The organism is Neobacillus dielmonensis, assembly GCF_000612665.1.
Lineage (GTDB): Bacteria > Bacillota > Bacilli > Bacillales > Cytobacillaceae > Neobacillus > Neobacillus dielmonensis.
In genome coordinates this window covers 1-214 of record NZ_HG942014.1, presented here as the reverse complement: position 1 = coordinate 214, position 214 = coordinate 1, and the positions used below count along the sequence as shown (strand labels likewise).

1 rRNA gene is annotated in these 214 nt (G+C 52.3%); it reads right to left on the bottom strand.

Going from position 1 to position 214, the window contains the following annotated elements:
• Nucleotides 1-214: ribosomal RNA gene (locus BN2425_RS00030) — 23S ribosomal RNA — on the bottom strand; the annotation flags it as partial.

The following is a 214-nucleotide window of genomic DNA, read 5'->3' as shown; positions in this document are numbered from 1 at the left end:
CGAGGCTATTCACCCCAATAAGCACCCCTTCTCCCGAAGTTACGGGGTCATTTTGCCGAGTTCCTTAACGAGAGTTCTCTCGCTCACCTTAGGATTCTCTCCTCGCCTACCTGTGTCGGTTTGCGGTACGGGCACCTTTTATCTCGCTAGAGGCTTTTCTTGGCAGTGTGGAATCAGGAACTTCGGTACTCTATTTCCCTCGCTGTCACAGCTC